At 70.6% G+C, this 23,889-nt stretch carries 22 protein-coding genes and 1 pseudogene; 11 read left to right on the forward strand and 12 right to left on the reverse strand.

Annotated elements, in window-relative coordinates:
• Nucleotides 1-202 precede the first annotated feature (202 nt).
• From serB to ADX84_RS19330, 3 genes are all read right to left on the reverse strand, one after another.
• Entirely contained in the window at nucleotides 203-1,414 is a 1,212-nt protein-coding gene (gene serB / locus ADX84_RS19320; RefSeq protein WP_049577116.1) for a phosphoserine phosphatase SerB, read from the reverse strand.
• Nucleotides 1,415-1,505: 91 nt separating this feature from the next.
• Nucleotides 1,506-2,162: a DUF1707 domain-containing protein gene (locus ADX84_RS19325; protein WP_049577119.1), complete on the reverse strand. Its 657-nt coding sequence runs from the start codon at nucleotides 2,160-2,162 to the stop codon at nucleotides 1,506-1,508.
• A 137-nt stretch (nucleotides 2,163-2,299) separates the two neighbouring features.
• Nucleotides 2,300-3,070, reverse strand: coding sequence for a hypothetical protein (locus ADX84_RS19330; RefSeq protein ID WP_049577122.1), 771 nt, complete (start codon nucleotides 3,068-3,070; stop codon nucleotides 2,300-2,302).
• Between the two features lie 55 nt (nucleotides 3,071-3,125).
• Here ADX84_RS19330 and ADX84_RS19335 point away from each other — a divergent pair, with 55 nt between their 5' ends.
• From ADX84_RS19335 to ADX84_RS19345, 3 genes are all read left to right on the forward strand, one after another.
• Nucleotides 3,126-3,911: an ABC transporter ATP-binding protein gene (locus ADX84_RS19335; RefSeq protein ID WP_049577126.1), complete on the forward strand. Its 786-nt coding sequence runs from the start codon at nucleotides 3,126-3,128 to the stop codon at nucleotides 3,909-3,911.
• A 271-nt stretch (nucleotides 3,912-4,182) separates the two neighbouring features.
• The gene (locus ADX84_RS19340) at nucleotides 4,183-5,109 is read left to right on the forward strand and encodes an SPFH domain-containing protein (protein ID WP_049577130.1); all 927 of its coding nucleotides are present in this window, start codon (nucleotides 4,183-4,185) and stop codon (nucleotides 5,107-5,109) included.
• 179 nt (nucleotides 5,110-5,288) lie between these two features.
• The gene (locus ADX84_RS19345) at nucleotides 5,289-6,047 is read left to right on the forward strand and encodes a sulfite exporter TauE/SafE family protein (RefSeq protein WP_049577134.1); all 759 of its coding nucleotides are present in this window, start codon (nucleotides 5,289-5,291) and stop codon (nucleotides 6,045-6,047) included.
• A 43-nt stretch (nucleotides 6,048-6,090) separates the two neighbouring features.
• On the opposite strand, the gene ADX84_RS19350 is transcribed toward ADX84_RS19345, so the two are convergent.
• From ADX84_RS19350 to ADX84_RS19360, 3 genes are all read right to left on the reverse strand, one after another.
• The gene (locus tag ADX84_RS19350; protein WP_049577139.1) at nucleotides 6,091-6,714 is read right to left on the reverse strand and encodes an HD family hydrolase; all 624 of its coding nucleotides are present in this window, start codon (nucleotides 6,712-6,714) and stop codon (nucleotides 6,091-6,093) included.
• 205 nt (nucleotides 6,715-6,919) lie between these two features.
• The gene (locus ADX84_RS19355) at nucleotides 6,920-7,816 is read right to left on the reverse strand and encodes a S9 family peptidase (protein WP_049577143.1); all 897 of its coding nucleotides are present in this window, start codon (nucleotides 7,814-7,816) and stop codon (nucleotides 6,920-6,922) included.
• Nucleotides 7,810-8,400 (reverse strand): TetR/AcrR family transcriptional regulator, encoded by a 591-nt coding sequence (locus ADX84_RS19360; RefSeq protein WP_049577146.1) that lies wholly within the window; start codon nucleotides 8,398-8,400, stop codon nucleotides 7,810-7,812. Before ADX84_RS19360 ends, ADX84_RS19355 begins: the two co-directional genes overlap by 7 nt.
• Before the next feature lie 459 nt (nucleotides 8,401-8,859).
• Here ADX84_RS19360 and ADX84_RS19365 point away from each other — a divergent pair, with 459 nt between their 5' ends.
• On the forward strand, nucleotides 8,860-10,320 hold the full coding sequence (locus ADX84_RS19365) for an aldehyde dehydrogenase (NADP(+)) (protein WP_049577149.1): 1,461 nt from the start codon (nucleotides 8,860-8,862) through the stop codon (nucleotides 10,318-10,320).
• A gap of 19 nt (nucleotides 10,321-10,339) precedes the next feature.
• Here the strand turns inward: ADX84_RS19365 and ADX84_RS19370 are convergent, their stop codons facing one another.
• A complete protein-coding gene (locus ADX84_RS19370; protein WP_049577154.1) occupies nucleotides 10,340-10,969 on the reverse strand; it encodes a hypothetical protein in 630 nt (209 codons plus the stop codon).
• Between the two features lie 165 nt (nucleotides 10,970-11,134).
• Here ADX84_RS19370 and add point away from each other — a divergent pair, with 165 nt between their 5' ends.
• Nucleotides 11,135-12,163 carry an adenosine deaminase gene (gene add / locus ADX84_RS19375; protein WP_049577157.1) on the forward strand — a complete coding sequence of 343 codons (1,029 nt, stop codon included), beginning with the start codon at nucleotides 11,135-11,137 and terminating at the stop codon, nucleotides 12,161-12,163.
• 46 nt (nucleotides 12,164-12,209) lie between these two features.
• Here add and ADX84_RS19380 read toward each other — a convergent pair whose 3' ends face one another.
• Complete coding sequence (locus ADX84_RS19380) at nucleotides 12,210-13,382, reverse strand: DUF418 domain-containing protein (protein ID WP_156208136.1); 1,173 nt, start codon at nucleotides 13,380-13,382, stop codon at nucleotides 12,210-12,212.
• Nucleotides 13,383-13,672: 290 nt separating this feature from the next.
• On the opposite strand from ADX84_RS19380, the gene ADX84_RS19385 reads away from it, so the two are divergent.
• Nucleotides 13,673-14,752 carry a GntR family transcriptional regulator gene (locus ADX84_RS19385; protein WP_049577164.1) on the forward strand — a complete coding sequence of 360 codons (1,080 nt, stop codon included), beginning with the start codon at nucleotides 13,673-13,675 and terminating at the stop codon, nucleotides 14,750-14,752.
• 103 nt (nucleotides 14,753-14,855) lie between these two features.
• On the forward strand, nucleotides 14,856-16,838 hold the full coding sequence (locus tag ADX84_RS19390; protein WP_234004073.1) for an amino acid transporter: 1,983 nt from the start codon (nucleotides 14,856-14,858) through the stop codon (nucleotides 16,836-16,838).
• A 64-nt stretch (nucleotides 16,839-16,902) separates the two neighbouring features.
• On the opposite strand, the gene ADX84_RS19395 is transcribed toward ADX84_RS19390, so the two are convergent.
• A complete protein-coding gene (locus tag ADX84_RS19395; protein ID WP_049577171.1) occupies nucleotides 16,903-18,063 on the reverse strand; it encodes a CapA family protein in 1,161 nt (386 codons plus the stop codon).
• An 856-nt stretch (nucleotides 18,064-18,919) separates the two neighbouring features.
• On the opposite strand from ADX84_RS19395, the gene ADX84_RS19400 reads away from it, so the two are divergent.
• The 3 genes from ADX84_RS19400 (at nucleotide 18,920) to ADX84_RS19410 (ending at nucleotide 21,794) form a co-directional block, all read left to right on the forward strand.
• Nucleotides 18,920-19,951 carry a chaplin gene (locus tag ADX84_RS19400; protein ID WP_049577174.1) on the forward strand — a complete coding sequence of 344 codons (1,032 nt, stop codon included), beginning with the start codon at nucleotides 18,920-18,922 and terminating at the stop codon, nucleotides 19,949-19,951.
• Nucleotides 19,952-20,088: 137 nt separating this feature from the next.
• Entirely contained in the window at nucleotides 20,089-20,943 is an 855-nt protein-coding gene (locus tag ADX84_RS19405) for an SURF1 family protein (protein ID WP_049577178.1), read from the forward strand.
• Between the two features lie 26 nt (nucleotides 20,944-20,969).
• Nucleotides 20,970-21,794, forward strand: a complete 825-nt coding sequence (locus ADX84_RS19410) for a class I SAM-dependent methyltransferase (protein WP_199776643.1) — start codon at nucleotides 20,970-20,972, stop codon at nucleotides 21,792-21,794.
• A 223-nt stretch (nucleotides 21,795-22,017) separates the two neighbouring features.
• Here ADX84_RS19410 and ADX84_RS27120 read toward each other — a convergent pair.
• The 3 genes and pseudogenes from ADX84_RS27120 to ADX84_RS19420 all read right to left on the reverse strand — a co-directional run.
• Nucleotides 22,018-22,224 (reverse strand): annotated as a pseudogene (locus ADX84_RS27120) (RNA 2'-phosphotransferase); the annotation flags it as partial.
• Nucleotides 22,199-22,342, reverse strand: a complete 144-nt coding sequence (locus tag ADX84_RS27125) for a hypothetical protein (protein WP_307869259.1) — start codon at nucleotides 22,340-22,342, stop codon at nucleotides 22,199-22,201. The pseudogene ADX84_RS27120 and the gene ADX84_RS27125, both read right to left, overlap by 26 nt.
• Nucleotides 22,343-22,434: 92 nt before the next feature.
• Nucleotides 22,435-22,860: a helix-turn-helix domain-containing protein gene (locus tag ADX84_RS19420; protein WP_049577217.1), complete on the reverse strand. Its 426-nt coding sequence runs from the start codon at nucleotides 22,858-22,860 to the stop codon at nucleotides 22,435-22,437.
• Between the two features lie 132 nt (nucleotides 22,861-22,992).
• Here ADX84_RS19420 and ADX84_RS19425 point away from each other — a divergent pair, with 132 nt between their 5' ends.
• Nucleotides 22,993-23,865 carry an aldo/keto reductase family oxidoreductase gene (locus ADX84_RS19425; RefSeq protein ID WP_049577181.1) on the forward strand — a complete coding sequence of 291 codons (873 nt, stop codon included), beginning with the start codon at nucleotides 22,993-22,995 and terminating at the stop codon, nucleotides 23,863-23,865.
• Nucleotides 23,866-23,889: the final 24 nt, after the last annotated feature.

The raw sequence follows: 23,889 nt of genomic DNA on the forward strand, positions 1-23,889 counted from the left end.
CCCTGTTGTGGGGTGGGAGAGTAGGTCGCTGCCACGGTTTTTCTTGATAGGGGAGGGGAAGGGCTTGTCCTTTGGGGCGGGTTCTTTCCCTTCTTTTTTGTTGGGGTTGTTTGTGCGTTTGTGAATCGTGTTTTTTGGGTTGGGGCATGAGAGAACCCCCGGGGCCAAGGGCTCCGGGGGTGTGGGCGTTGGTGGTCGCTCCTCAGCCGTGGAGGTCGGCGGCCTCGATCTCCTCGCGGGTGATGCCCAGGATGAAGGCGATCGTGTCCAGGTAGGGGACGTTCACCGACGTGTCCGCCTGCTGGCGGACCACCGGCTTGGCGTTGAAGGCCACGCCCAGTCCCGCGGTCTGGAGCATGTCCAGGTCGTTGGCGCCGTCGCCCACGGCCACGGTCTGCTCAAGCGGGACCCCGGCCTCCTCGGCGAAGCGTTGCAGTGTGGTCGCCTTGCCCTTGCGGTCGATGATGGGGCCGAGCAGTTCACCGGTGAGCTCGCCGTCGACGATTTCCAGTGTGTTGGCGGCCGAGTAGTCCAGGCCGAGCCGCTCCACCAGGACGTCGGTGATCTGGGTGAAGCCACCGCTCACGATGCCGCACTCGTAACCCAGTCGCTTCAGGGTGCGGACCAGGGTGCGGGCGCCCGGGGTCAGCTGGATCTCGTCCCGGACCCGGTCGATGGCGGAGGCGTCCAGGCCCTTCAGGAGGGACACGCGGCGACGGAGCGACTCCTCGAAGTCCAGCTCCCCGCGCATGGCCTCCTCCGTCACCCGGGCCACCTCCTCCTCACAGCCGGCGTGGGCCGCGAGGAGTTCGATGACCTCGCCCTGGATCAGGGTCGAGTCGACGTCCATGACGATGAGGTGCTTGCCGCGGCGGTGCAGCCCGCTGGACTGCACGGCGACGTCCACACCCTGGGTGGCGGACTCCATCGCCAGCTCCGCTCGGAGCTGGTCCGGGTCGCCTCCGGAGATCTCCATCTCCACGGAGGTGACCGGGTAGCCGGAGAGCCGCTCGATCCGGTCGATGTTGGCGCCGGACCGGGCCACGCACGAGGTGATCGCGCCCAGGGCTCCGGGTCGCAGGGGTGCGGCGAGGACGGTGACGTGGAGCCGCTCCGAGGCGAACTCGTTCACCCGGCCGCTCCCACCGCCGTACTCGACCTCCATGTCGAGGTCGATCGCTGTCTTGTCCAGGGCGGAGCGGATCTCCTCGAAGACCCGCTGTCCGCTGACCCCGGGGGCGACCCGTTCGTCGACCTCCAGAACCGAGCCCAGGACCAGTCGACCGCCCAGGACGACCTGCTCGAGGTCGACGATGGTGACGGGAAAGACGGAGAGGGTGCTCAGAAGGCGTGCGCTGATGCCAGGGCGATCGCGCCCGGTCATCGTGACCAACAACGTGGATTCATCACTCATGGCAACACCCACGGTACTCGGCCGTGGGGCGGAAGTGACGGGCAGGGTCCGGGGTTTTCGCAGCTAGTTCACTATGTGGACACCTTGGCGCCTACTTCTCGCGGCGACCCTTGCGCTTCTTCTTGACCTTCTTGGCCTTCACGTCCACCCCGCCCAGCATGCACGTGCCGGTCAGACGCACGACCGGCGCGTTCGGGTCCGTGACCTGGTCCGTTCCGTGGAGGTCGGTGCCGCCCAGAATCGCCGACGTGTTGTTGATCACCCGGACCCCGTGGGGCACTGTGATGTCCACCCCGCCCATGATGACGGCGATCTGGATGGTGACCTCGTGCTGGCTCAGCACCGCCTCGCGAAGGTCCAGTTCCACCCCGCCGCACAGCACTGACACGTTGGTTCGGGGCTCCACCAGCCACCGTCCTCGGCGCTCGCAGCCACCGAAGACCGCCACCAGGTTCTCCGAGCCCTTGCTCTGTCCGGCCAGGTCACGGGCCTCGCTGCCGAGGATCTCCATGCCGCTGTCGGGGTCGCTGCGGTCCAGGGAGGTGAAGCCGGGCTGGGAGAGCCCTCCGGGGCCGGGCAGGTCGGAGATGATCGGGGACAGCTCCCCGATGGTCTTGGCCCTGTACAGGGTGTCCAGCCGCTCCTCGTGCTCGACCGGGCTGAGTCGTCCCTCGGCGAGGGCTTCACGGAGCCGTTCGGCAACCTGGTCCCGGTCCGCGTCCGAGGCTCGGATGTGCTCGGGTTGCATGATGGCGGCTCTCCTCCTCAGTGGGTCGGCCACGAACGGCCTCTCCCTCCAGTATCGGTCTGATCGGTCCCGCCGTGGATCAGGTGAATCCCCTGGCTTCACCCCGAGAAATCCCGACACTCCTCCCAGGGTCCCATCTACGACGGGGACGAGCCATACCCGTGGTCGAGGGCCGCGTGGGCGGCCACCAGGGCGCGGCGGACCGCGGCGTCCAGCTCGCGCAGCGCCTGCGCCCGTGTGTCGGCCTGGTGGGCGTTGAGACCGCGTCCCGACCCGGGTTCGGCCAGTTCCACGATCTTCGCGAGCCGCACGGCCTGCGCCGCGACCCGGTGCGCCCGCGCGGGGTAGCCGTGGGCGAGCAGCGGAGGGCCCGAGTCGCCCAGGGCCCCCTGCGCCGTGGGGGCGAAGCCCGCCACGTCGTCCACGGACTCCATCTGCTGGACCACGCGGAGCAGGGTGAGTTTCAGCTGCCGCTCGGCCTCGGGCAGGTCCGGTACCTGGGGAACGGTGTCGTTCGCCGGATACGGGGCCCACGAGACGCCCACGTAGGATGAACCACGCCGGTCGGCGGAGGGCACCAGCCCCACCTGCCGTTCGGCGAGCCGCATCAGCACCCCCTCCTGTGCCTCGATGGCGGCCTGGTTGAGTTCGGCCGGGCCCACCAGCCCGAACGGGTCACCCCAGGTGGGCAGCGCCAACCGGAACCCGGACAGGCCCAGTCCTCTCAGGCGTATCAGTGCGGTCCGCAGCGGTACGCCGCTGTCGAACGGCAGGTCGCCTGGAGGTACTGTCCCGATCAGGTTGGGGCCGCTCCGGCGCTCGACGGCGTCGACGGCGTCGTCCAGGCCGACGTGTCCGGACAGCCAGGCGTTGCCCCAGGCGACGAGCGGTGCGGACGTCAGATGCATTACTTCAGGGTAGGGCGGCCCGTGCACCGGCGTGGGACGTGACGATAGGAGGATGATGGACGGGCGTGTTCTGGGCCTGAGCGGGGTCACGGTACGACGGGGCGGCGAGCCGCTTCTCGACGGCGTCGACTGGTCGGTGCTGGAGGGTGAGCGCTGGGTGGTGCTCGGCCCGAACGGGGCGGGCAAGACCACCCTGTTGAACGTGGCCTCCAGCCAGCTGCACCCCACTGAGGGCGGGGTGGAGATCCTGGGGGAGCGGCTCGGCGCGGTGGACGTGTTCGAGCTGCGGCCGCTGATCGGTTACGCGGGTGCGTCCGTGTCCGGCCGGATCGAGCCGGGGACCCCGGTCCTGGACCTGGTCGTCAGCGCCGCCTACGGCTACCTGGGCAGGTTCCGTGAGGAGTACGGGACGCCCGACTACGGGCGGGCGCGTGCCCTGCTGGGCCACTGGGGCGTGGCCGATCTCGCGGACCGGGAGTTCCACACGCTGTCCGAGGGTGAGCGAAAGCGGGTGCTGATCGCCCGTGCGCTGATGTCCGACCCGGAGCTGCTGCTCCTGGACGAGCCCGCGGCCGGTCTGGACCTGGGGGGCCGTGAGGACCTGGTGCGTCGGCTGAGCAAGCTGGCGGCCAACGAGATGGCGCCCGCGCTGGTGGTGGTCTCCCACCACGTGGAGGAGATCCCGCCGAGCTTCACGCACGGACTGCTGGTCCGTGACGGACGGGTCGTGGAGGCCGGTCCGTTGGACGAGGTCATGACCGCGGAGAACCTGGGTGAGACGTTCGGTCTCACGTTGAAGGTGGAGCGTGACGGAGACCGTTGGACGGCGAAGGCCGTCTAGTAAATAGGGGGCGTTTATATGCGCGAAATGTATTGTCCGTAAAACCTATTTCCGTCCGGATGTGGTCGGCCCGGAGGGGTATGGGGTAGCGTCAACGTTCAGTGAGCGGATCGCTCTATTTCGGCGCGCTTTGATCATCCCCCGGGGCGAGCCGCGAGGGTGCGGTCCGCTCGCACGCTGCCTGTCACCCCCGTCAGGAGATCCGGAGCTGCCGCAGATGCCGCTGTTGAACACCGTTACCCGGTTCGACGTCGGGAGGGTGGGTTAGCCCATGGCCCCGATCATCATCGTCGTTCTCTTCGTCGCCGTACTTGTGATCATCTTCTGGCGAAGTGTGCGTATCGTGCCGCACTCGATGGAGGATGTCGTCGAGCGCTTCGGTAAGTTCCACCGAACGCTCAGTTCCGGCTTCAACATCGTGATTCCCGGTGTGGACCAGGTCCGTGAACGGATCGACCGCCGTGTCCAGGTGGTCAGTTTCCCGCCGCAGTCCGCCATCACCGAGGACAACCTGGCGGTCGAGGTCGACTCGGCGGTCTACATCCGGGTTGTCGACGCCTACCGCGCCACCTACGAGGTCGCCAACTTCATCCAGGCCGTCGAGCAGCTCACGCTCGCGACCCTGCGCAACGTGATCGGTGGCATGAACCTGGAGGGCACGCTCACCTCCCGGGACCAGATCAACCGCGAGCTGAAGTCCGTCCTGGACGAGGCCACGCGCGACTGGGGCATCGAGATCAGCCGTATCGAGCTGAAGGGCATCGAGCCGCCGTCCTCCGTGCAGGAGGCGATGGAGATGCAGATGCGCGCGGACCGCGAGAAGCGCGCCCAGCTGCTCAGCGCCGAGGGCGAGAAGCAGGCCGCCGTCCTGCGGGCCGAGGGTGAGCGCTCCTCGTCCGTGCTGCGGGCGCAGGGTAGCGCGGAGGCGCAGATGCTCACGGCCAAGGCCGACGCGGACGCGCAGACCCTGCGGGCCCGGGGTGAGGCCGACGCCATCCACATGGTGTTCAAGGCGCTGCACACGAGCCGGGTCGACCCGGACGTCCTCGCCTACCAGTACCTCCAGAAGCTCCCGGAGATCGCCAAGGGCGACGCCAACAAGGTGTGGGTGGTCCCGGCGGAGATGGGCAAGGCGCTCCAGGGCGTCAGCACCGCCTTCGACCGCATCCAGAACGAGGTCGTGAAGCTCCCGAACTGACCGGAGCGACCCGGACCCGTCCGGACACGAGGGGCCCCGCCGACGAACGAACGGCGGGGCCCCTCGTGTGTTCCCGGTCACCTCGCTGGTCAGGCCCCGGTCCGAGGGGCGCCGGACCCGGTCTCGTAGTCTGTTCTGGCCCTCGACGGACGGGGAGCGACGGATCGGGGGACGCCGCGATGGAACTCTGGGAGGCACTGGCCATCCTGCTCGCCGGTGTCGCCGCCGGCGGGATCAACGCCATCGCCGGTTCGGGCACGCTCTTCACCTTCCCGGTGCTGCTCGCGCTCGGCTATCCGCCGATCACCGCGACGGTCTCCAACAGCATCGGCCTGGCCCCCGGAACGCTCAGCGGCACCATCGCCTACCGGCGCGAACTGGCCGGACAGAAGTCCCGGCTGATCCGGTTCGGCACCATGTCCTTCTTCGGGGCGATCACCGGCGCGCTGCTGCTCATCTACCTGCCCTCGGGCGTGTTCGAGTCCGTGGTGCCGTTCATGATCGGCGGCGCGTGCGTGCTGATCATCCTCCAGCCGCGTATCACCAAGTGGGTCCGGGCCCGCAGGCCCGCCTCCAAGAACGGCGGCGTCCTCATGCCGCTGGGCGCCTACGGGGCCGGTACCTACGGCGGGTACTTCGCGGCGGCGCAGGGGATCATCCTGGTCAGCCTGCTCGGCGCGACCCTGGACGACGACCTCCAGCGTCTCAACGCCCTGAAGAACGCTCTCGCCACCATCGCCAACAGCACGGCGGCGGTCTTCTACATCGTGCTCGCGTCGCCCGCCTGGCCCGTGGTGGGCCTCATCGCGGTCGGGACGATCGTCGGCGGCTACTTCGGGGCCAACTACGGCCGAAGGCTCAGCCCGACCGCGCTGAGGATGGTCCTGGTGGTCGTCGGCCTGACCGCCGCGCTCCAGCTGCTCCTGGGCCGGGTCTGACCCTTCGGAACCGGAGTTGGGCGGTCGGCTCGGGAGGGTTCGGTCAGCCCCGGAAGTAGCCGCGCCGGTCGGCGTCGTCGATCAGGGCGGTGGCGTAGGCGCCCAGGGCCTCGGAGCCCTCGGAGACCAGCTTCACCTTCTCCAGGACCTGGGCCTTGGTCACGCCGAAGCGCACCCAGGCCCCGCCCTCGTTGTGCCAGTTGGCGAGCATGGGGGCCAGCCGGTCCACGGCGCGGGCGAACCGCGCCTCCGGGGTGAGGCGGGCCTCGAACTCGTCCCACAGCTCGCGGGCGCGGGTGGCCTGGTCCTCGGGGAGCAGGGGGAAGAGGCGGTCGGCGGCGGCGCGTTCGCGCTCGTCCTGCGTCTCGGTGTTGACCTGGTCGAAGAGGAAGGTGTCGCCGGCGTCGATCTCCACGATGTCGTGGATGAGGAGCATCTCGGCGGCGCGGTCGATGTCGGTGCCCTCGGGAGCGTACTCGGCGAAGGTTCGGGCGGACAGGGCCAGGTGCCAGGAGTGCTCGGCGGAGTTCTCCCGCCGGGAGCCGTCCACCAGCAGGTTCTGCCGCAGGACGCGCTTGAGTTTGTCCACTTCGAGGATGAAGCGCAGTTGCGCGTTCAACCGCTCGTTGTCGACCCCGCTGGCAATGACCGGTGCCGGTTCCGTCACGTGGTTCGCCCTCCTGATGGATGAGTCGAAACGGATCAGGTGGGACCGCGGACGCGGTCGCCACTGGATGATCCCATGGAACGTGTACTGACTGTCGCGGTGGCGTCCGGGAGGCGGACGCGGGGGAAGGCCGCGGGGTGGTGTGGGTGAACGTCGTCCGTCCGCGTGGCCGCACGGGCGCGGCGGTGGCCCGGAGCGCTGGCGTTCAGGGGCGCGTGGGTGCCTGGACCTGCCTGGAAGCGGTCAGGTGCAGGTGGAACCACTCGGTGAGCGCGCGGTCGGTGAGGACTCCGGCGGGGGTGAGCGGGCCCGGTTCGAGGCCGGGCTCCGGACCGATCGCGTGCGCGAGGTCGGGGACCACGATGTGACGGAGCGCATGTTCGGAGGTGCGGGCCGTGCCTGAGCGGGCGAGCGCGTCGTGGAGGGCTCGGCCGTGATCGGGAGGGCAGACCTCGTCCAGCCCCCCGTTGACGATGAGGACGGGGACTCCGGTGCGGGAGAGGGCCTCGGCGCGGGCGGTCAGGTCCAGCCAGTCGCGGGCCCGCTGGGCCTGGGGGCTCCACTGGTAGGGGACGCCCGTGCGGCGTTCGCGGGCGTGGACCGGCTGCGCGGGGTCCACGACGGGGTTGATGACCGCGGCCGCGCCCACCGGGAGCCGGTTCCCGGACAGCGCCAGGACGGCGGCGGTGGCTCCGGCGCCCACGCCGACCAGACCCACGGGGGTGTCCGCGACGGGGAAGACCGCTCTCAGCTCGTCGGCGACGCGGGGCAGCTCCGCAGCGGCCTCCTCGACGACGGGACCGAAGAGTTCGAGGAGGTAGTCGTGCTCGCCGCGCCGGTTGATCTCGGCGACCCCGCCCTCGGGCAGGCGGGCGCCGAACTGGGGGAGGCCGAGGTGGACCCGCCATGCCGGGAGGGACGCCATGGGGACGGCTCCGGCCAGGGCGGCCTGGCTGCGCGGCGGCTCGAAGGCGTGGAGGCCGATGACGAGCGGTGCCGGGGCCTCGGTGGCACTGGCCGGGGGCAGCGCGAGGAAGGGGACACCCGCGACGGTGCCGGTGACGGGTGCGGTCGTGGTGTGAGCTGTCGAGTCGGCTACCAAGAACGGTCGCCTCCGTCGGGTTCGGAGAATTGGGACAGGTAGCTGCTGACGAGGCGCTTGGCCTCGTGGACCAGGGCGGGGTCGCCTTCGGGGTTGTCGCGGAAGGCGAGCTTGAGGACGGCGTCGGCGGCCTCGACCGCCACGTGGATGGCGCGGTCGAGGTCGGCGTCGTCGGGGATGCCGGTGACGGAGACGATGATCCTGCGCAGTCGCACGGAGATCACGCGGTTGTTGTCGCTGCCGCCGTTGAGCAGACGCGGGTCGACGATGTCGCCGAAGTGCAGGCTGCGAAAGCCCGGCACGTGGCGGTGCATGTCGATGTACTCGTCGACGATGGCGTCGACGGCGATGGTCCAGTGGGTGAACGAGGCGTCGGCCAGCCGCTCGGTGACGCGGGCGCCGAACTGGTCGAGGAAGCGGAGTCCGAGGGCCTGGGTGATGGCCTTCTTGTCCGGGAAGAACTGGTAGACGGAGCCGATGGCCACCCCGGCGCGTTCGGCGATCCGGGTGGTGGAGAGGTTGTCGTAGCCGACCTCGTCGAGGAGGTCGGCGCAGCAGTCGAGCATGCGCTGGACCCGGACCATGCTGCGTTGTTGGGCGGGGAGCCTGCGCAGGGGCGCCTGCGCGAAGGCGAGTTCGTCGTTGGCGACGCTGGCGGGCCCACGGCCCTCACGCGTCGCGGCCCCGTTGTTCGCACCGGGAGCCCGCCGTGCGCGCGGGGGCGTTGAGCTTCGGGAATTAGTCGTCACGAAGCCTATGATGCCTTTCCGGAATCACCTGGTTCCGGGGAAATTCCAGTTTCGTGCGGAGGAACCTCGTCCAGGGGCGGCCAGCGGCCGTGTGGTCGACGTTGTGCCAGGTGGGGGCGGGTGTCAGGGGTCGGAATCGAAGTTGCCCCATTGGTCTGTTGTGTCGCCCTCTGTCGCTTTGGGTAGTCGCGATGTCGCGTCGTGAATGTCAGGGCCGTGCCCCGCGCGGGCGGTCGTGGCATCGTGGGGCCCGTGCCCGACGCCGCGCACGCATCCCTCCAGGAGGTTCTGGCCATGACCACCGCAGCCCCCGACACCACACCCGAGGAACTCGACTCCGTACTGGAGCGCGCGGCCGCCGCCGCACCGCTCTACGCCGCCCTGCCCGCCACCGAACGCGCCCGCGCGCTGCGGGGGGTGGCCGACGCTCTGGACGCCGCGGCCGACACCCTGGTCCCCGTCGCGATGGCCGAGGCCCACTACCCCGAGGCGCGCTGCCGGGGTGAGCTGGGCCGGACCACCTTCCAGCTCCGCCTGTTCGCGGACGTCCTGGAGGAGGGCGAGTACCTGGAGGCGATGCTCGACCCGGCGGACCCGGACTGGGGTACGCCCCGTCCGGACGTGCGGCGCCTGCTGGTTCCGCTCGGCCCGGTGGTGGTCTTCGGCGCCAGCAACTTCCCGTTCGCCTTCTCCACCGCGGGGGGCGACACCGCCTCCGCGCTGGCCGCCGGCTGCCCGGTGGTGTTCCAGGCCCACCCCGGGCACCCGGAGCTGGCCCGACTCACCACGGAGCTGGTCGTGGCCGCCCTGGTCGACGCCGGGGTTCCGGAGGGGGTCTTCGCCCTGGTGAACGGCTTCGAGGCGGGCAGGCGCGCGGTCACCCACCCGCTCACGCGGGCGGTGGGCTTCACCGGTTCCATCCCCGGTGGACGAGCCCTGTACGACCTCGCCGTCTCGCGTCCGGAACCCATCCCGTTCTACGGGGAGCTCGGCAGCGTCAACCCGGTCTTCGTGACCCGCGCGGCGATGGCCGCCCGTGGGGAGGAGATCCTGGACGGCTACGCGGGTTCGGCCACGATGGGCTCGGGCCAGTTCTGCACCAAGCCCGGAGTGGTGTTCGTCCCCGAGGGCGCCAAGCTGGACTCGCTGGTCGCCGACTTCGAGGGCCGCGCCGCCGCGCCGCTGCTCAACGACCGGGTGGCCGAGGGCTTCGCCCGCGGAGTGGACGCCCTCTCCGCGCACCCGGCCACGGAGGTGCTGGTCCGGGGACGTGAGGGCGCCGAGGGGTGGTCTCCCACCCTGCTGCGCACGGAGCTGGACTCCCTGCTGGAGCACACCGAGGACCTGCTGACCGAGTGCTTCGGGCCCGCCACCCTCGTGGTCACCTATCCCGACGAACGCCGTCTCCTGGAGGTGGGCGGAGCCCTGCACGGTCAGCTCACCGTCACCGTCCACGGGGAGGAGGACGACGCCGTGGCCCCGGCGCTCCTGGCCCTGGGCGCCTCCGTCGCGGGGCGGGTGATCTGGAACGGCTGGCCGACCGGGGTGGCGGTCACCCACGCCATGACCCACGGCGGCCCCTACCCGGCCACGACCGCGCCCGCGCATACCTCGGTGGGCAGCACCGCGATCCGCCGGTTCCTTCGGCCGGTCACCTACCAGTCCGTTCCACAGCCGCTGCTGCCGCCGGAGCTGCGGGACGGCAATCCGTTGTCCGTTCCCCGGAGGGTGAACGGCGGGTTGCCGTCGGAGTGAGCTCCCGCCGTCCCGGGGCTCAGGAGTGGGTCGCCTCGTAGGTGCGGCGGAAGGCCGCGACCCGGTCGTGCCGCGCCATGGCGCGGCGGTAGACGGGGACCACCAGCAGCACCAGCACGATGGCGGGTGTGAGCTGGACCAGCGTCCGGGGCTCGAAGCCCGGTCCGATGATCTCCGCGAGGGGCCGGACCGTCACGAGGGTCAGGAACACCACCAACGGGACGAGGTGGTGACGGGGGTCGCTCCCGTACCCCGTGTGGGTGGACATCTGGTGGGCCAGGCGGTTGGTCCCGTGGTCCGGGCCGAGTCCGCCGCTCTCCGCCTGGAGCCGGGCGGTGGCGTAGCGGACCGGGTCGGTCTCGGCCACCTTCGGAAGACTCCGGGCGTAGAGGGCGAGGAGGCCGGCGACCACCAGGGCGGCCACGAGCATGGCGACCGTGACCCCGGCCAGCAGCCAGCCGGGTGCGCCGGTCGGGTCGGTCAGTGCCGGAGCGGCGGAGACCAGGGCCAGGAGCGCGACCATCGCCCCCGCGACGAGTCCGCCGCCGAGTGCGAAGCCGACCGGACGGTTCCGGGCGTGGACGCGGACACGGGCACCGAGGACCTGGGTGCCGGTGGGTCGGGGCAGTGCGGCGTCGGGCGCGGTCATCGTCTGCTCCTTTGCGGACTGTGAGGTGAGGTTCCAGAACCTACGCGGGTAGGAGGGGGTGCAACCATGCTCTTTGGTCAGCGTTCGAGAGCGGAGTTCCCCAACTTTCGTCAGGTTGCCCGTCCCCGGTGGCGGCCGGGCGGGCCGTGCTCCTAGGTTGGCGCCATGGACCAGAACCCCACGTCAGACCTTCGTCCGCTCGTCCGTGACCTGCCCAAGGTCGAGCTGCACGTCCACCTGGAGGGCTCGATGCCCGCCGAGACCCTCTTCGAGCTGGCCACCAGGCACCGGGTGGCGGACCTCCCCGGCACGCTGGATGAGCTGCGGGAGTGGTACGTCTTCACCGACTTCCCGCACTTCGTCGAGGTCTACCTCGCCTCGGTGCGCACCCTGCTGGACGAGGCCGACTTCGCCCTGCTGGCGTCGGTGGCCGCCGAGCGGCTGGCCGCGCAGAACGTGCGCTACGCGGAGGTGCACGTGAGCCTGTACGCCCACCTCATGCGCGGTGTCCCGGCGAAGGTGGTCTTCGACGGGATCGAGCACGCGCGTGTGCGGGCCGAGCGCGAGCACGGCATCCAGCTGCGGTGGATTCCCGACTTCCCGGCGGACTTCGGGGTGGAGTCGGCCGAACGCACCCTGGACGCGGTGCTCAGGGAGGGGCCGCCCAGCGTGGTGGGGTTCGGGGTCGGCGGGGTGGAGTCCCCGCTCGCTCCGTACGCCGAGGTGTTCGCCCGGGCCCGCGCGGCCGGGCTGGCCAGCCTCCCGCACGCCGGTGAGCAGGCCGGGCCGGAGCGGGTCCGGGAGGCCCTGGACCTGCTGGGCGCCGAGCGGATCGGGCACGGCATCGACTCGATGAAGGACCCGGCGCTGGTGGAGCGGCTGGTGGACGCGCAGATCCCGGTGGACGTGAGCCCGACCTCCAACATCCGCACGCGCGTGGTGGAGCGAATCGAGGAGCACCCGCTGCCCGCCATGCTCGACGCGGGTCTGCTGGTCACCCTCAACAGCGACGACCCCACCCTGTTCGGCAGCGACCTGAGCGGGGAGTACGGGATCGCGCACGACCTGGTGGGCGCCCAGGGGCTGGTGCGCCTGGCCCGCAACGGCGTCCACGCCTCCTACCTGGGCGCGGCCCGCAGGCACGCGTTGCTGGCGGAGATCGACGCCGTCGCCGAACGGCACGGAGCGGCCTGAGTGCCCGGGGCCGGGGACCCGGGAACCCCGGGCCCCGGACACGGGTTCAGCGGGCGGGCCCGTAGGTAAGGTGTCGCAGCACCGTCTCGGCCGGGCCCCGCTGACCACGGCGACGCATGAGGTCGGCGAGGACCACGGTGGTCGCCCACACGGCCACGGCCACGCCGACGCCGATGGCCGGGGACGTGAGCTGCACGTGGAGCGTGTAGGAGGAGAAGAGCACCGCCCACACCACGGACTGCGCCAGGTAGAAGGTCATGGAGCGCTGGCCGAGGGCGGACAGCGCGACGGTCACCCGCCCCCGGGAGTGGTTCGTGCGGACGGCCACCAGGGCGATGAGCGCGGCGTAGCCCATGCCTCCCAGGTATCCCGTCACCTGGTGCAGGGGCGCGACGAACAGCATGTCCAGCGCGGTGGGGTCGGTCCACACACCCGCCTTCGTCAGGGCGAAGGGGACCGCACCCAGCACCGCGACGGGGACGCCGACCAGCGCGGTCGTGCGCAGCAGGCGAAGGTGCTCCTGCGGCTTCTCCAGGACACGGTGCCGGGCGGCGAGCACGCCGATGAGGAAGGGCACGACGGTGCTCAGGAACATCATCACGATGAGGACCGGGTAGATGGTCACCCGGAAGAGGAACTCGTTCACGAGGCCGTCGGGCATCAGGGGGAAGCCCAGGCCGGACACGGCCCCCTCGGCGGCGACCAGGGCGTGGGCGGTCGCGGCCAGGGGCAGCCAGGCCAGGGCCATGATCACCAGGGTGCGGTCGCGGAACCGCAGCACACCGACCAGGAGCAGGGACACGGCGCCGTAGACGGCCAGGATGTCTCCGGGGAAGAGCAGCACGCCGTGGGCGAGGCCGAGCACGACGAGCCAGAAGCCTCGTCGGCGCAGGAGGGCCCGGGTCCAGCGCCACTCGCGTCCCTGTTCGGTGCGGCGGCGGTGGATCTGCGCGAGACCGTAGCCGAACAGCGCCGCGAACATCGGGTAGGCGCGCAGGTCCACGAACATCACCGTGCCCGCGGTGGCGATCCGGTCCAGGACGCTCGGGGTGGTCTCGGTGCCGCCGATGAACACGGTGAACAGGTGCGTGTGGGCGAGCGCGATGACCAGGAGCATGATCCCGCGTGCGAGGTCGGGGGCGAGTGAGCGGCGGTCCGGTGCGAGGGGACGGTTGGCGGTGTCCGGCACACCGTGTGTGGACACGGGCGTCTGGGTCATGGTGGTCTCCGGGGGCCGTGGTGGTGGATGCGGCGCACGGGTGAACGCTGTACGCGCTCGGGCCCGACGCATGTGAACCGCCGGGTAGTGCACCTTGTGCGTACACTATAAACACGAAAGTCCCCCAGAGGAAACCCGCTTTCTGCTGGAACATATGCGTGAATGCACTAGTGCACCAGGGGTCGGTGCGGAGGTGTCGGCCGAAGGTGCCGTGTGCGCTGCGGTGCCCTGGGGGGCAAGTGCACTAGTACACTGTCGAGCATGGTGACGTGGCTCTGAAAGAGGACAGCATGGACGCTGAGGACGGGCTCTCGCCCTACGAGCGGATCGTCGCCGACATCCGCGCCGACATCGACTCGGGGGAGCTCCCGCCGGGTTGCCGGGTTCCCTCCACCCGGGAGATCACCCGGCGGTGGGGCGTGGCCATGGCCACCGCCACCAAGGCGCTCTCGGTCCTGCGCAGGGAGGGGCGGGTGGAGGCCCTACGGGGAGTCGGGACCGTCGTCAGTCGCGCCCCCGCTCTGGGAGAGGCCGCGCCCGGGACAGAGAACGGACCAGCGACCGATCCGTCGTCCGATCGCGAACCCGGGCCCCGTGCCGACCGCGAACCCGAACACCCGGCCGGACCACGGGTGGCGCGGGAGCGCGGCACGCGGGAACCACGGGAGCGTCCGCGATCCACCCCGAGAGTGGAACGCGGCCCCCACCCCGAGTCGGGTCTGACCCGCGAGGGCATCGTCCTGGCCGCGATCGCCGTCGCCGACGCCGAGGGCCTCGAGGGCCTGTCCATGCGCCGGGTCTCGGTCGAACTCGGGGTGAGCACCATGGCCCTGTACCGGCACGTCGCGAGCAAGGGCGAACTGCTCACCGAGATCGTCGACCACCTCTTCACGGTCCACGCCCTGGCCGAGCCCCCGCCCTCCGACTGGCGGGAGGCCTTCGAGGTCGCCCTGGTGCGTGAGTGGGAGATCTACCGCAGGCACCCCTGGGCCGCCCGGCTGACGGTGATGGCGGGCGGGGTCGTCACCCCGGCGCTCCTGAGGAACGGTGAGTGGATGATGCGGGTGATCGTCGCCCAGGGCCGCACCCCCGACGAGGCCCTCGAGATCCTCACCATCGTGTCCGCCTACACCTCCGGTATGGCGCTCCAGGCCACGCGGGTGGCGTTGGAGGAGCACGAACACGACATGGACGCCGAGCACTGGTGGCGCTCCCGATTCCCGTTGTTCCAGCGGTTCGCCGCCGAGGGCAGATTCCCCACCATGCTGAGCGTCTCCGGCCCGCCCGACGTCAACGGCATGTTCGCGTCCGGCATGCGGCGTCTGCTGGACGGGCTCACGCCCTGGATGGAGGGCACCGGCGCCCCCTGAACCGCCCGACGTCCCCGCGCAGGCACCGACACGCCCGTGACCTGCCCCCTTTCGACCGCCTCCCCCCGCAGACTTGTGCGCGTACGTGTCGGTCGGGGGAGGCGTGTTGGAGCAGGACGCCACGCGGGACGGGTACCACTGGGAGGTCCCCTGCCGGGGGCGTCGGCGCGGGGGGTGGCGGGCCGCGGTCGGCCGGTGGATGACGTCGCACCAGGTCGACGACGTGGGCGGTGCCGGGTCCCGGCCGCGCGCCGAACGGCAGCACTCGTGGTGGAAGGTCATGTGTCTGACCGGCGTGGACTACTTCTCCACGCTGAGCTACCTCCCCAGCATCGCCATCCTCACGGCCGGGGCCCTGTCGCCGGTCGCCACCCTGCTGATCGTGCTGCTGACCCTGTTCGGCATGCTGCCCATCTACCGCCGCGTGGCCGAGCGCAGCCCGCACGGGCAGGGGTCGGTGGCGATGCTGGCGCACCTGCTGCCGGAGTGGCGGGGCAAGTTCCTGGTCCTGTGCCTCATCGGCTTCGTGGCGACCTCGTGGATCGTCACCATCACCCTCTCCACCGCCGACGCCACCGCGCACCTGGGGGCCAATCCGTACACCCCGCAGGCGGTGGCCGACCATCCGGTCCAGGTCACCCTGGTGCTCCTCGCCCTGCTGGGCGCGGTGTTCCTCGCGGGGTTCAAGGAAGCGGTCCGGGTGGCGATCCCCCTGGTGGTGCTGTTCCTCGCGTTGAACCTGGTGGTCGTGGTGGCGGCCCTGGCGCACATCGCCGCCCACCCGCAGACCCTGGCCCAGTGGGAGCTGTCCCTGACCGGCGACGGGCTCTGGTCCACCACCGGTGTGGTGCTGCTCGCCTTCCCGCTGCTGGTCCTGGGGCTGTCCGGGTTCGAGACCGGTGTGAGCATGATGCCGCTGGTGAGTTCGGAGGGCGCCGACGACGAGGAACGGATGCGGGCCCGCATCGCGGCCACCCGCAGGCTCCTCACCACCGCCGCCGTCATCATGAGCTTCTATCTGCTGGCGACCACCTTCGTCAGCGGGGTGCTGGTCTCCCGTGCGGACGTGGAGGTCGGGGGTCCGGCGGCCGACCGGGTCATGGCCTACCTTGCGCACGACCTGCTGGGTGAGGGGTTCGGCACCGTCTACGACGTCTCGACGATCCTCATCCTCTGGTTCGCGGGGGCCTCGGCGATGGCCGGGCTGATCAACATCGTGCCGCGCTACCTGCCCCGGTTCGGGATGGCCCCGGCATGGGGGACCGCCGTCCGGCCCGTGGTGCTGGTGTACACGGCCGTGACGATGGTGATCACGATCGCCTTCGGAGCCAGCGTGGACGCGCAGTCCGGTGCCTACGCCACGGGCATCCTGGCGATGCTGGTGACCTCGGCGGTGGCGGTGACCATCATCGTGCACCGCAGGCGGGCGCTGGCGGCGACCGTCGGGTTCTCCGTGCTGACCGTCGTGTTCGGGTTCGCGCTGGTGGACAACATCGTGAGCCGCCCGGACGGCCTGGCCATCGCGCTGTTGTTCGTGGTGGCGATCATCGTCGTGTCGCTGGTCTCGCGCGCCCTGCGTAGTACCGAACTGCGTGCGCACTCGGTGGACCTGGACCCGACCGCCCGGCGGTTCGTCCGGGAGGCGGCGCGGCACGGCAAGCTCCTCCTCTTCGCGAACCGGCCGCGCTCGGGGGAGGCGGACGAGTACGCGGCGACCGAGGCCGAGCAGCACCGGCTCAACCCGGTGTCACTGAAGATCACCCCGCTGTTCCTCGAGGTGCGCGTCCACCATCCCTCGGACTTCGAGGGCACCCTCACCGTGCGGGGGACGTGGGTGCACGGGCACCGGGTGCTGCGGGTGAGCAGCCCCGCGGTCCCCAACGCGCTGGCGGCGGTGCTGCTGTGCGTGCGTGACGCCACGGGGAGCATCCCGCACTGTTACTTCGCCTGGTCCGAGGTCTCACCGGTGCGCGCGTTCTTCCGGTTCCTGGTGTTGGGCGCGGGGGGTACCGCTGGTTTCACCCGGGAGATCCTGCGGGAGAACGAGTTGGACGCCGACCGTCGGCCCGTGGTGCACGTGAGCTGACCCGAGGAGCCGGGGCGGTCCCCAGCCCTCCCGGGAGGGGCCGGTCCGCGCGTCCGTGGTCCGGTCAGGCGGGGGAGTCGGACAGCGGCAGCTCGCACTGGGCGCGCATGTCCACCCAGGACCGGTGGGCCCGGTCCGCGCTCTCCCCCTCGTGGGGAACCGGGACGCCGCCCTGGATCCGGGCGGGGGCCCAGTCGGCCTCCGTGACGTCGCCTTGGTCGAAGGTGAGGGTCAGCACCCCGGTCTCGGCCGTGGCGCCGCTGAAGTTGTAGAACACGAAGTTGCTCAGGCCGTAGTGGACGTAGGCGCCGCGCTGGTAGCCGCCGGGGGAGAGCACGTGCGCGTGGCCGCCGACCACGGCGGCGGCGCCCGCCTCGGACAGTTCGTCCGCCAGCTGCGGGGCGTGCGGGAGCGGGCAGTGCGCGCCCTCCAGCCCCCAGTGGAGGAAGACCACGACGTTGTCGTGCTCGGCGGCGGCCTCGGAGACCGCGCTGACCATGCGTGCGCGCATCTCGCCCTTGGTGGAGGCCAGGCCGGGTTTGCCCTCGCCCGCGGTCCACTCGGGGATGAGGTGGTCGTCGATCACGTCGGTGGCGCCGAACAGGGCGATGCTCTGGCCGTTGACCTCGGCCACGTGCGGCGTGTAGGCCTCGTCCGCGTCCCGGCCCGCACCCACGAGAGTGACGGGGGAGGCGTCCCCGTTGTCGAGGGTGTCGAGCAGGCCCTGCTCGCCGTAGTCCATGCCGTGGTTGTTGGCGACGGTGGCCACGTCGACACCGGCCGCGTCCAGGGCTTCCAACGAGCTGGCGGGCGCGCGGAAGACGAAGTCCTTGCCCGGTACGGGGTTGCCGCCCTCGGTGACGGCGGTCTCCAGGTTGACCATGGCGAGGTCGGCGGCGGACAGGCGTGTGGAGATCGGGTCCAGCGCGGTGGCCGGATCGTCCAGGCGGGAGCGGAGCAGTCCCTCGAACATCACGTCACCGCCGAAGGCGACGGTGAGGGGTTCCGGGTCCGGCTCCGGCTTGGGTTCCGGGGCCGGGTCCGGAACCGGCCCCGAGGAGGGCCGGGGTTGCGCGGGTCCCTCGGAGCCGGGGACGAGGGTCCCCACGCCGAGTTCGCCGTGGTCGCCCGCCGAGGAGCAGGAGGCGACGAGGGTGAGGGCGAGCGTGGCGGTCCCGGCCGCGATCGACCTGCCCAAACGTGGGCGCGGGTGTTCTGGGTTCATGCGTGCTCCAGTGAGGGAGCGCAGAGTGCATGTCCTTCCGGTAGGACGCGACCCGGCTGGCTCCGGTTGGCCCTGTGTGTGGGCGGTGCTCGCGGCGGGTCCCGACCCGCGCCGACTGACTTACTCCTCGTGCCTGCCTCATGCCGGAGGGTGATTGCTCTTGGGTGTGCGGTGCCGTTGGTGTGTGTGGTGGGGAGGCGTCTCGGGCCAGGTTAAGCCGCTCTGACCAGCGTTTTTGGGTCTCCCGTGGTTCGTGGCGCGTCGCCGTGGGCGGGTGGCGGGACTCGGCGGCGCCGGTGTGTGCGTGTGGGCCCGGGGAGGGTCGCGAAAAGGGGGGACTATTCGGGCATAAAGTGCGATCCGCTTAATTGTGTGCGCAGGGTATGAGGCGCTGGGTGGCTGGCCCGAAACGAATCTACGAAGTCGGTTAGTTTCTATTTGTTGAGCGCCGGTGGCGGGGCCCCTGAGTGTCCAGTGGCTTTAGTTGTCGCGAATTCGGCGCTCAGTGAGTTGAAACGAACCCACCTGAACAGGAAGAATGACTCTACGTAATATTCCATGGGCGTAGGGTGTTCATGATTCGCGTCAACATTTCCGGAATAGGCCTGCGCGGACTCCCAGGCTGCTAACGTTTCGGTCCGTTGGCAGTTCCGGGTCGGAAAGAACTCCGCGATAACCGGGCCGACACCCATGTCTTGAGCAAGCGGGCCACCCCGCCGTCCCGACGTCTTCGTGGACGGGTCCGCTCGCCGTGTGACCCGGGGCGACCGCATCGACGGTCGCCGGTCTCGGGCTCACGGCTCGCGCCTCTCGGCGCATCCCTGGCAGCACATCGTGAAAGGGTCCAAGCCGCACCATGCGAAACACGTTCCGTTACACCTTCGCCACCGCACTGACCGCGGGGCTGGTCCTGGCGCCCTTCAGCGCCGCGTTCGCCGACGTCCAGACCGACGGCTCCGGCGGTGTGGCCAGCGGAAACCAGATCGTCGTCCCCGTCGACGTCGAGGCCAACCTGTGCGGTAACTCCCTGGCCGTCCTCGGCATCTCCAAGGCCACGTGCACCAAGGTCTCCGAGGTCCTCTACGAGAACAGCGGGCAGGGCGCCAGCACCGACGGTTCGGGTGGCGTGGCCAGCGGAAACCAGATCGTCGTCCCGGTGGACGCCGCCCTGAACGCCTGCGGCAACTCCGTGGCCGTGGCCGGGATCTCCGAGGCCGAGTGCAAGGAGGTGGTCGAGGTCCTGGAGAAGGAGGCCGAGGACGCTCCCTCCACCCTGACGACCGACGGTTCGGGTGGCGTGGCCAGCGGAAACCAGATCTCCGTCCCGGTGGACACCGCCATCGAGATCTGCGGCAACTCCATCGCCGTCCTGGGCGCCTCCAGCGCGCAGTGCACCACGATCATCAACATCATCCACGCCTCCCCGGACAACGAGGGCGCTCCCTCCGCCGCCACGAGCGGCGCCGGCGGTGTGGCCAGCGGCAACCAGGTCTTGGTGCCGGTCAACGCGGCCGTCGACATCTGCGGCAACGCGGTGTCCGTGCTCGGCATCGCCGAGGCCTCCTGCGTGGAGACCATCTCGGAGAAGCCCGAGGAGCCGGAGACCCCGGAGGAGTCCGAGAAGCCCGAGGAGCCGAAGACCCCGGAGGAGTCCGAGAAGCCCGAGGAGCCGAAGACCCCCGAGGAGTCCGAGAAGCCCAAGGTTCCGGAGAAGAACGAGGAGACCGACGAGAAGCCCGCTCCCCCGCAGGAGGCCGGTGAGGAGCTGGCGGTGACCGGTGGCGCCCTGGGCGGTCTGGTGGCCGCCGCCGTGGCCGCGATCGGCGCTGGTGGCGCCGGCCTGTACTTCGCCCGCAAGCGCAGGGCCGCCACCGCCGACGACGAGTAGTCGGCCCGCCCGGAGCACCGGGCCAGGAGCGCGGACGCGACGCGCCCGACCCACGGGGTCGCCGGGAGACCGGCGGCCCCGTCCGCGTGTATGGGGTCGGTGCGGGGCGGCCGGGAACGTCTCATAACCTCGAAGACGTGCTCAAAGTCCTGTTCTCCTCACGCATGCTGGCCTTCCACGCGCTGGTCGTGGTCCTGGTGCCCGCCTTCGTCTGGCTGGGGTTCTGGCAGCTGGACCGCGCCGAGCAGCGCAGCGCGGCGGTCAACCTCCAACGGGACAACGTCGCCGCCGAACCCGTGGCCGTGGACCAACTCTCCTCCGTGGGCGAGGACGTCGCGCCCTCGGACCGCTGGCGCACTGTCGAGGCCACCGGCACCTGGGACCAGGAGAACGAGATCCTGCTCCGCAACCGGGATGGCTCCCAGGGGGTGGGCTTCCACGTGCTCACCCCGCTGGTCACCGGGGACGGTAGGGCCGTCCTGGTCAACCGGGGGTGGATCGAGCGCGGCGAGAACGCCCAGGACACCCCCGACGCTCCCCCGGTCCCCGAGGGCGAGGTTCAGGTGACCGGGCGCCTCCAGTTCGGGGAGACCGAGGAGAACACCGGACTGCGCGAGCGCGACGGTATGCCCGAGGGCCAGATCATGTTCGTGGACATGGACCGGCTGGCCGAGGAGCTGCCGTACCCGATCTACGGCGGGTACGTGGAGCTCACCGCCCAGGACCCCGTGCCGGAGGAGGCGCCCGAGCGGATCGCCCTGCGCGAGGAGAACACCGGCATGAGCGCCTCCTACGCCTTCCAGTGGTGGGTGTTCAGCGTCGTCGCCGTGGTGGGCTGGGTCGTCCTGATCCGTCGTGAGCTGCGCGACGCCCGTGAGGCCGAGGAGAACGGTGCCGGGAGCGGGGACACTGGTGAGGGAAGTGCCCAGGAACCGGAGGGATCCGGTGGCCCGGCCGAGCCCGCGCAGAGCGCTCGGCCGACCCGGACCTGAGCCGCGTCAGCAGCCCGAGGAGCAACGTGGACGATCAGATGGACTACCCGGCTCCCGGTTGGGTGGAGCGGCGTGCCGTGGCGGGCGACGAGAGCGCCCGCGCCGGTCGGCTGTGGTGGGACGGTGCCGCTGACGCCTACCAGGCCGAGCACGGCGAATTCCTCCGTGACGTGGGGTTCGTCTGGTCGCCCGAGGGCGTGGACGAGGCCGACGTGCGGCTGCTGGGCGACCTGGACGGCAAGCGGGTCCTGGAGGTCGGCTGCGGTGCCGGGCAGTGCGGCCGGTGGCTGCGGTCCCGTGGGGTGCGGGAGGTCGTGGGGTTCGACCTGGCCCGGCGGCAGCTCCAGCACTCCCGGAGGATCGACGAGCAGACCGGGCACCGGCTGCCCGCGGTGCAGGCCGACGCGCAGCGGATGCCGTTCGCCACGGGCTCCTTCGACGTCGTCTTCTCCTCGTTCGGAGCCTTTCCGTTCGTGCCCGCCGCCGAGACGGCCCTGGCCGAGGCCGGGCGGGTGCTCAGGCCCGGCGGACGGTTCGTGTTCTCGGTGACGCACCCGATCCGTTGGTGCTTCCCGGACGACCCCACCGAGCAGGGGTTGACCGTGCGGCAGAGCTACTTCGACCGCCGCGCCTACGTGGAGGAGGACGACGAGGGCCGGGCGGTCTACGTGGAACACCACCACACCGTGGGCGACTGGTTGCGGGGGATCGTGGCGGCGGGGCTGGAGTTCCGGGACATGGTCGAGCCGGAGTGGCCCGAGGGGAACGACCAGGTGTGGGGCGGCTGGGGGCCGGTGCGCGGCCGGATGATCCCCGGGACGGCGATCTTCTCGGCGGTCAAACCGGGGTAGCGGTACCCCGCGTCAGGCGAGCAGGCACCCGGGCGGGACGGAGTCGGTCGGCCGCACCCCGTTCCCGCTGACCCCGAACCGGTGGCCGTCGGCGTACATGCGGGCCGCGTCCACGGTGAGCACGACCGGCGAACCCCGGCGCGCGCCGACCCCCGCGGGCGGTCTCCCGGTCCGCCGACAGGTGCGCGTGGTGGCGGTTCATCGGGAGCAGCCCCTCACGGTGGATCGCGGGCAGGAACCGCCCGACGGTTCCGTGGAAGAGCAGTTCCGGTGGGGGCGCCGCCTCCAGGGAGAGGTCCGCGTCCACCGCGTGCCCCTGCTGGGCGCGGATGCGCAGTCCGTCGGGGCTGAGGGCGAAGCGCTTCTTGCCGTCGGTCCGACGATCTCCCGCAGTTCCTCGTAGATCAGGCCGAACCCGGCGCGGCGGCAGCCCGAGAGCAGGGCCTCGACCCTGACCAGCCCTGGGGGTCGAGGTCGAGGCCGACCCGGCCGCGATCGTGGCGCAGGACCAGGAACCTGGACGCGCGACGGATCTCCTTGTCGTTCACGACTTCGATGATCCCGGCGCGGGACGGATGGTCCCAGTGGCTTTCCGTGTCTCGCCGTCGGGTACGGGAACCGAGCAGTGGCTGTGCGGGTGTCAGTCGTGCCTGTCGTAGCGGTCGCGGTTGGCCTGGACGGTATCCATGTGTTCCTGTGCCCAGGTCCTGAGCTGGCGGGTGGTCTGGTGGAGCGAGTGGCCGAGGTCGGTCAGCGCATAGTCGACCGTCACCGGGACGGTCGGGGTGACGGTGCGAGTGACGAACCCGTCCCGTTCCAAGGATCGGAGGGTCTGGGTGAGCATCTTCTGGCTGACCCCCGCGATCCGGCGGGACAGCTCCGAGTACCGAAGGGACGTGGGCTCTCCCGAGCTGCCAGGGCCGTCACCGCCGAGGGCGCACAGGATCAGTACGACCCACTTGCCCGAGAGCCGGTCCAGGAGCTGGCGGCTCGGACACAGAGCGAAGAACGCGTTGTAGGCGTTCCTGTGCTGTTCCCGGCTCTCGGCTGCGGTCGTTGTCGCCACGACGATCACCTTTCACGCGGGGAGGTAACGCACTTCCAAGTGCGTACTTCCTACAAGAGAGTTGCTCTCCAATACTGGTGCACGTGAGGGTGGGGAACCACCCCCACCCGCACGCTAGGAAGGCACGACGAGATGACCACAACCCCGACCACGCCGCCCGGCGGCACCTGGAACCTCGGCGGCCGCACCGTCACCCGATTCGGGTACGGGGCCATGCAGCTCGTGGGCCCCTGGGTGATGGGGCCTCCCGCCGACCACGACGGTGCGATCGCGGTGCTGCGTGAGGCTGTCGAACAGGGCATTACCCACATCGACACCAGCTACGCCTACGGCCCGCGCGTCACCAACCAGCTGATCCGTGAGGCCCTGCACCCTTACGGGGAGTCGGTGCTGATCGCGACCAAGGTCGGAGCGACCCGCGACGCCGACGGCGGCTGGCCCATCGCCCGGGCCCCTGAGGACCTGCGCCAGCAGGTCCGGGAGAACCTCGAATCCCTCGGCATGGAGACCCTCGACCTGGTCAACATGCGCATGGGGGACGCCACCGGGCCGCAGCCCGGTTCTGTCACCGAAGCCATGGAGACCCTCGTCGAGCTCCAACAGCAGGGACTGATTCGTAGGCTCGGGGTCAGCAACGTCACCGCGGAGCAGGTCGCCGAAGCCCGCGAGGCCGCCCCGATCGTGTGCGTGCAGAACATGTACAACCTCGCCAACCGTCGGGACGACTCGCTGATCGACGAACTCGCCGCCGACGGGATCGCCTACGTCCCGTTCTTCCCTCTGGGAGGGTTCACACCTCTTCAAGCAGACGCCCTGTCGAACGTGGCCGCGCGACTGGATTCCACGCCGATGGCCGTCGCCCTCGCATGGCTGCTGCGGCGCTCGGAGAACATCCTCCTCATCCCCGGCACCTCCAAGGTCGCGCACCTGCGCGAGAACATCACCGGTGCCGCGCTCCCGCTGTCAGCCCAGGACGTCACTGAACTCGACGGCATCAGCCGCTGACGACACCGAACGCTCTGACGCGTC

The sequence above is a fragment of the Nocardiopsis sp. SBT366 genome (assembly GCF_001083815.1).
GTDB classification, from domain to species: Bacteria; Actinomycetota; Actinomycetes; order Streptosporangiales; family Streptosporangiaceae; genus Nocardiopsis; species Nocardiopsis prasina.

Bases quoted from the DNA above. Each gene is read 5' to 3' on its own strand.
- ADX84_RS19340 (WP_049577130.1), top strand. From the start codon at position 4,183: ATGGCCCCGATCATCATCGTCGTTCTCTTCGTCGCCGTACTTGTGATC.
- ADX84_RS19400 (WP_049577174.1), top strand. From the start codon at position 18,920: ATGCGAAACACGTTCCGTTACACCTTCGCCACCGCACTGACCGCGGGG.
- add (WP_049577157.1), top strand. From the start codon at position 11,135: ATGGACCAGAACCCCACGTCAGACCTTCGTCCGCTCGTCCGTGACCTG.
- ADX84_RS19360 (WP_049577146.1), bottom strand. From the start codon at position 8,400: ATGGTCCGGGTCCAGCGCATGCTCGACTGCTGCGCCGACCTCCTCGAC.
- ADX84_RS19335 (WP_049577126.1), top strand. From the start codon at position 3,126: ATGGACGGGCGTGTTCTGGGCCTGAGCGGGGTCACGGTACGACGGGGC.
- ADX84_RS19380 (WP_156208136.1), bottom strand. From the start codon at position 13,382: ATGACCCAGACGCCCGTGTCCACACACGGTGTGCCGGACACCGCCAAC.
- ADX84_RS19365 (WP_049577149.1), top strand. From the start codon at position 8,860: ATGACCACCGCAGCCCCCGACACCACACCCGAGGAACTCGACTCCGTA.
- ADX84_RS19395 (WP_049577171.1), bottom strand. From the start codon at position 18,063: ATGAACCCAGAACACCCGCGCCCACGTTTGGGCAGGTCGATCGCGGCC.
- ADX84_RS19385 (WP_049577164.1), top strand. From the start codon at position 13,673: ATGGACGCTGAGGACGGGCTCTCGCCCTACGAGCGGATCGTCGCCGAC.
- serB (WP_049577116.1), bottom strand. From the start codon at position 1,414: ATGAGTGATGAATCCACGTTGTTGGTCACGATGACCGGGCGCGATCGC.
- ADX84_RS19330 (WP_049577122.1), bottom strand. From the start codon at position 3,070: ATGCATCTGACGTCCGCACCGCTCGTCGCCTGGGGCAACGCCTGGCTG.
- ADX84_RS19325 (WP_049577119.1), bottom strand. From the start codon at position 2,162: ATGCAACCCGAGCACATCCGAGCCTCGGACGCGGACCGGGACCAGGTT.
- ADX84_RS19345 (WP_049577134.1), top strand. From the start codon at position 5,289: ATGGAACTCTGGGAGGCACTGGCCATCCTGCTCGCCGGTGTCGCCGCC.
- ADX84_RS19425 (WP_049577181.1), top strand. From the start codon at position 22,993: ATGACCACAACCCCGACCACGCCGCCCGGCGGCACCTGGAACCTCGGC.
- ADX84_RS19370 (WP_049577154.1), bottom strand. From the start codon at position 10,969: ATGACCGCGCCCGACGCCGCACTGCCCCGACCCACCGGCACCCAGGTC.